Below are 4,296 nucleotides of genomic sequence, written 5' to 3' on the forward strand. Positions count from 1 at the left end.
GGAACCGCCGTACCCGCCGGGTGTACCGGTGCCACCGCCTGCGCCGGAGCCGCCGTACCCGCCGGGGCCACCTGGACAGCCGAATCCTCCGTGGCCTCCGGGGGTTCCGCTGCCCCCGTCGGAACCACCGCAGCCGCCGGGTACGCCTCCGCCCGGCTACCCGAACCCTCCGGTGCCGCCCGGTCTTCCGCAGCCGCCGGGTACCCCGCCTCCTGGGTACCCGAATCCTCCGGTGCCTCCGGGTGTTCCGCAGCCGCCGGGTATACCGGTGCCGCCGGGTACGCCCGAGCCGCCACCGGCGCAGCCGCCGGGTAGTCCGCCCCCCGGCTACCCGAATCCTCCAGTGCCCCCGGGGGTTCCGCTGCCCCCGTATCCGCCGGGTGCGCCGTGGCCTCCGGGGGTTCCGGTGCCTCCGCCTGAGCCTCCCGCGCCGCCGCAAGCGCCGGTGCCGCCGGGTGCGCCCGAGCCTCCCGCGCCGCCGTGGCCGCCCGGTACGCCTCCGCCTGGGTATCCGAATCCTCCGGTGCCGCCGGGTGTTCCGCTGCCCCCGTATCCGCCGGGTGCGCTGTGGCCTCCGGGGGTTCCGGTGCCCCCGTCGGAACCTCCGCCGCAGTTGCCGGTGCCGCCGGGTTATCCGAATCCGCCGGGTGTTCCTCCTGTGCCGTCGTGGCCTGCGGAGCCGCCTGGGCCAGGGGCTCCGGAGTCGCCGCATGCTCCGGTGCCGGGCGGCCCGGCGCAGCCGCCGGGCACGCCGCAGGAGCCGCACGAAGGTGCTCCGCCTTCGGGGGATCGTCCGCCGATTCCGTTGCCGCCCAGCGGGTCCGGAGGTTCGGGGCCTCCGGGGTGGCCGCAGCCGCCCGCGTCGTCCGGGGTGCCCGCGTCGGAGAGTCCGCTGCGGGACAATGAGCCCGGATGGTTGCCCGATGCCGAGCAGGGGCGAATGCCTTCGGGCCCCGTGGATTCCGGATCGGGCTACGGCCACCGTCCCGACGCCGGGACATCCGGAATGCCGAATCCGCCGGGCAACGGCGAAACCGGGGCATACAGCAACCCCGGCGCTCCGGGCGGGAATCACGGCACGCTGCCCGACCCGCCCGGGAACGGACATCGGGTCGGGGCGCCTGCGCCGCAACAGGATTCGGGCACACCCCCGCCGATGATGCCGCCACCCGGTCCACCCGGGATGCCCGCGCCACCCGCGGACAACGGTAAGCGCAGGCGGATGTTCACCAGCGCGCCGAAGCCCGCCGGTGCGGACATCCTGGTGCAGGCCTACGGCGGCTTCGGTGAGCTGTCGCAGTTCCGTCCCGCCACCGGAGGGCTGCAGCCCGCCGCGCTGGCCATGCAGGCGCCGGGGGGCGTGTACGGCGAGCTCGACGGGGTGTCGGTGGTGTTCTATCGCGGCGCCGCCGGACTGGCGCTGCGGGTGGGTGACCGGGCCGTCGACCTGGAGTCCGGCATGGTGTCGATTACCTGGGAACCGTTGGCGGAGGACCGAATTCGGTTCGCGGTCACCGTCGCGGGCACGGTCGAGTGCGAGTTGCGGTATCGCGCCGTTCCCGCGGAGTACGACGTGGGGCTGCTGATCCGCGACGTCTGCGCGGACCCGGTCCGGCGCGAGCGTATCTTCGCCCGATGAGGGCGCCGGCAAACGATCAGAGCATCGTGACAACGATCATGGCACCGCAGAGGAGGAACAGTGCGCGAGGAACGTCCGTCCGACGACGAACTGCGACGCAACTTCGAGCAGGAGTTGGAGTCGGTCTCCGGGGGCGGCGGCCTGACCTCGGAGACCGGCCTCGACACCGAAACCGAGGAGGCCCTGTGGGCCGTCGCCGACGCCCATCCGAACATCCCCGACGAGCTGATCGAGGCGGCCCGCCGCGCCTTCGCGGGCCAGCTCGACGGATCGCACGCCGCCGCCCGCCAGGCGGCCCTGGCCCGCAAGCTGGAACAGTTCGACCGGCGCGGTTAGTCCGTCGCGGCGGATGTCACCGGCGCGTTCCCGGCCGGTCACCGACAGTTCGCCTGGTCTGACGAAGCTGGTCCGGATACCGTTGCACCGGCGACCGCAGGTCCCGCCGGGAACCTCGAGGAGGCATCGTGCGCCTGAAACCCCCCACCCAGGCCGAGCTGCGCCGCAATTTCGAGGAAGAGCTCACCTCGGCGTGCGGCGGCGGCGGTCTGTCGTCGGACACCGGCCTGGACATGGAGACCGAGGCGGCCCTGTGGGATATCGCGCGGGCCTACCCGGACGTCCCCGACGCCCTCGTCGCCGCGGCACACCGAGCCTTCGCCGGGCAACTGGACGGTTCGAACCACGCCGCCCGCCGCGCCCGGACGGAGGCCATGTTCGAGGAGCACCGCCGGAACCGCACGACCGGCGACGCGGACAGCTGAGTTCCGCTGAGCGGAGGCCTGTTCTCATGTCTCCCAGCGGTAGCCGTGGCCGCGGATGGTGGTGATCAGTCCCGGCCGGTCCAGTTTGGCGCGGAGTGAGGCCATGTGAACGTCGAGGGCCCGGGAGATGGCCAGGAAGGCGTCACCCCAGATGCGGTCCATCAGCTGCTGCCTGCTGACCGCCGATCCCGGCTGCTCCACCAGAATCCGCAGCAGTTCGAACTCCTTGTGTGTCAACGTGATCGGCGTCCCGGCCACGTGTACCTCGCGGGCCGCCAGATCTACCCGCACGTCCCGGGAGATCACCACCTCCGGAGCGGGTGCGGCACGTACGGCCGTGCGCCGGGTGACCACCTCCAGCCGGGCCAGCAGCTCGGCGATGCGCGGTGGTTTGACGAGATAGTCGTCGGCGCCGGCGTGCAGGCCGCGGACGATCGAGCGTTCGTCGTCGCGTGCGGTGAGGATCACCACGGGGACCGAGCTCACCCGCCGCAACTGCCGCAGCACCTGCAGCCCGTCGATATCCGGCAGGCCGAGGTCCAGGATGATGACGTCGTAACCGCGGTGTGCGAGCAGGACATCCGCCCCGCGACGCTTGAGTTCCGCCTCGTGCCCGCGGGCCTGGAGTGCCTCGATCAGCGCCTCCCCGACACCCTCATCGTCTTCGACCACCGCGAGCCTCACGCGCCGATCCTTGCAAACCGCAGGGCTCATGCGCAGCTCTTTGCGGCAACGGCCGGGCCGCGGACCGGCGCCCGATCTTTAACATTCCCTTGAGCTTTCCCTGCTCGTAACCGATTTATAAGCCCCCGTTGGGATGTCAGAATCGCATAGAGGATGAGGGGAACGTGCGAGAGCAGATATCCACACCGAGTGGTCGGTTTGGTCTAGCAATGTTACGGTTATTCAGCCGACTTTCGATAGGGACATGAACGGTGTCTGAACGAAACGGTCGGGTGCAGGTTCGGGCCGGGGTGCGGCACCGCCGGCATGGCAGGAAGGGTGCGTGATGGGGACCCAGCGTTGGCAATTGGACCCGGAATCCTTCGGGAAGGCCGCCAGTAAGACGCAGCATGTCGCCGACCGGATCGGCGAGGTCTGGTCGACATTGGAGTCCGGGGCGAACGCGCTCGGCAGCCCGTGGGGGACGTGCCGGACCGGCGAGCAGTTCAGCAAGGGCGAGGACGGCAACGGCTACATCAAGACCCAGGAGAACGTGGGGAAGGGTCTCACCGGCGACAAAGGCATCGTCAAGAACGTCGGCAGCTTGGCCGACGGACAGCGCAAGACCGGTGAACAGGTGCGCCACGAGCTCGAGGAAGACAACCGCCGCCGCTTCCGGTCGAACGGGTAGGCGGCCATGTCGGGACGAATCGGTCCGGAGGAATTCCCGGACCTGATGGACGATATTCAAGACACCCTCGAGACCATTGCCCGATTGCAGCGGGAGCGTACGGCGCTCGTGGGCAAGGCGTCGGTGCGGCGCGGCCGGGTCTCCGCCGTGGTGAATGCCGACAGCGTGCTGGTCGATCTGAAATTCGGCCGCGACGTGGAGGAACTCGAGTATCCGGACCTGGCGCGCGCGGTGATCGAAGCCGTGCAGGAGGCGTCCGCGGACGTCAACCGCAAATCGCGCGAATTGATGTCGCCGCTGGACGAACAGCGGGCGCGGCTGCCCAAGCTGTCCGATATGGTCCCGGGCATGCCGGACCTGCGCGAACAGGTCCCGCCCCCGGAGCGTGCTCCCGTGACCAAGCCCGGCGCGCAGGAGATCTTCGGAGCCGCCGACGATGCCGGGCGCCCGATGACCTTCGACAATGTCGAGGTCGTCGAGAAGCGCGATTCCCGAGAGTCAGGGATCACCGATTCCGGCTGGTGATCGGGGAATGACCGCAT

Annotated in this window: 6 protein-coding genes; 5 read left to right on the plus strand and 1 reads right to left on the minus strand. The window is 70.4% G+C overall.

Features of this window, described 5'->3' with window-relative positions:
- The first annotated feature begins 940 nt into the window (after positions 1-940).
- The 3 genes from NM1_RS42765 to NM1_RS36475 all read left to right on the plus strand — a co-directional run bounded on the left by NM1_RS42765 (position 941) and on the right by NM1_RS36475 (position 2,400).
- Positions 941-1,639 carry a hypothetical protein gene (locus NM1_RS42765; RefSeq protein ID WP_157124068.1) on the plus strand — a complete coding sequence of 233 codons (699 nt, stop codon included), beginning with the start codon at positions 941-943 and terminating at the stop codon, positions 1,637-1,639.
- A 60-nt stretch (positions 1,640-1,699) separates the two neighbouring features.
- Positions 1,700-1,975 (plus strand): hypothetical protein, encoded by a 276-nt coding sequence (locus tag NM1_RS36470; protein WP_068031138.1) that lies wholly within the window; start codon positions 1,700-1,702, stop codon positions 1,973-1,975.
- 128 nt (positions 1,976-2,103) lie between these two features.
- Positions 2,104-2,400 carry a hypothetical protein gene (locus NM1_RS36475; RefSeq protein ID WP_084520384.1) on the plus strand — a complete coding sequence of 99 codons (297 nt, stop codon included), beginning with the start codon at positions 2,104-2,106 and terminating at the stop codon, positions 2,398-2,400.
- A 24-nt stretch (positions 2,401-2,424) separates the two neighbouring features.
- Here NM1_RS36475 and NM1_RS36480 read toward each other — a convergent pair whose 3' ends face one another.
- Entirely contained in the window at positions 2,425-3,084 is a 660-nt protein-coding gene (locus tag NM1_RS36480; protein ID WP_068031143.1) for a response regulator transcription factor, read from the minus strand.
- 325 nt (positions 3,085-3,409) lie between these two features.
- Here NM1_RS36480 and NM1_RS36485 point away from each other — a divergent pair, with 325 nt between their 5' ends.
- Positions 3,410-3,754: a hypothetical protein gene (locus NM1_RS36485; RefSeq protein ID WP_068031146.1), complete on the plus strand. Its 345-nt coding sequence runs from the start codon at positions 3,410-3,412 to the stop codon at positions 3,752-3,754.
- 6 nt (positions 3,755-3,760) lie between these two features.
- On the plus strand, positions 3,761-4,279 hold the full coding sequence (locus tag NM1_RS36490) for a YbaB/EbfC family nucleoid-associated protein (protein WP_068031149.1): 519 nt from the start codon (positions 3,761-3,763) through the stop codon (positions 4,277-4,279).
- Positions 4,280-4,296: the final 17 nt, after the last annotated feature.

Origin of the sequence: Nocardia mexicana NBRC 108244 (genome assembly GCF_001613165.1) — a bacterium.
Lineage (GTDB): Bacteria > Actinomycetota > Actinomycetes > Mycobacteriales > Mycobacteriaceae > Nocardia > Nocardia mexicana.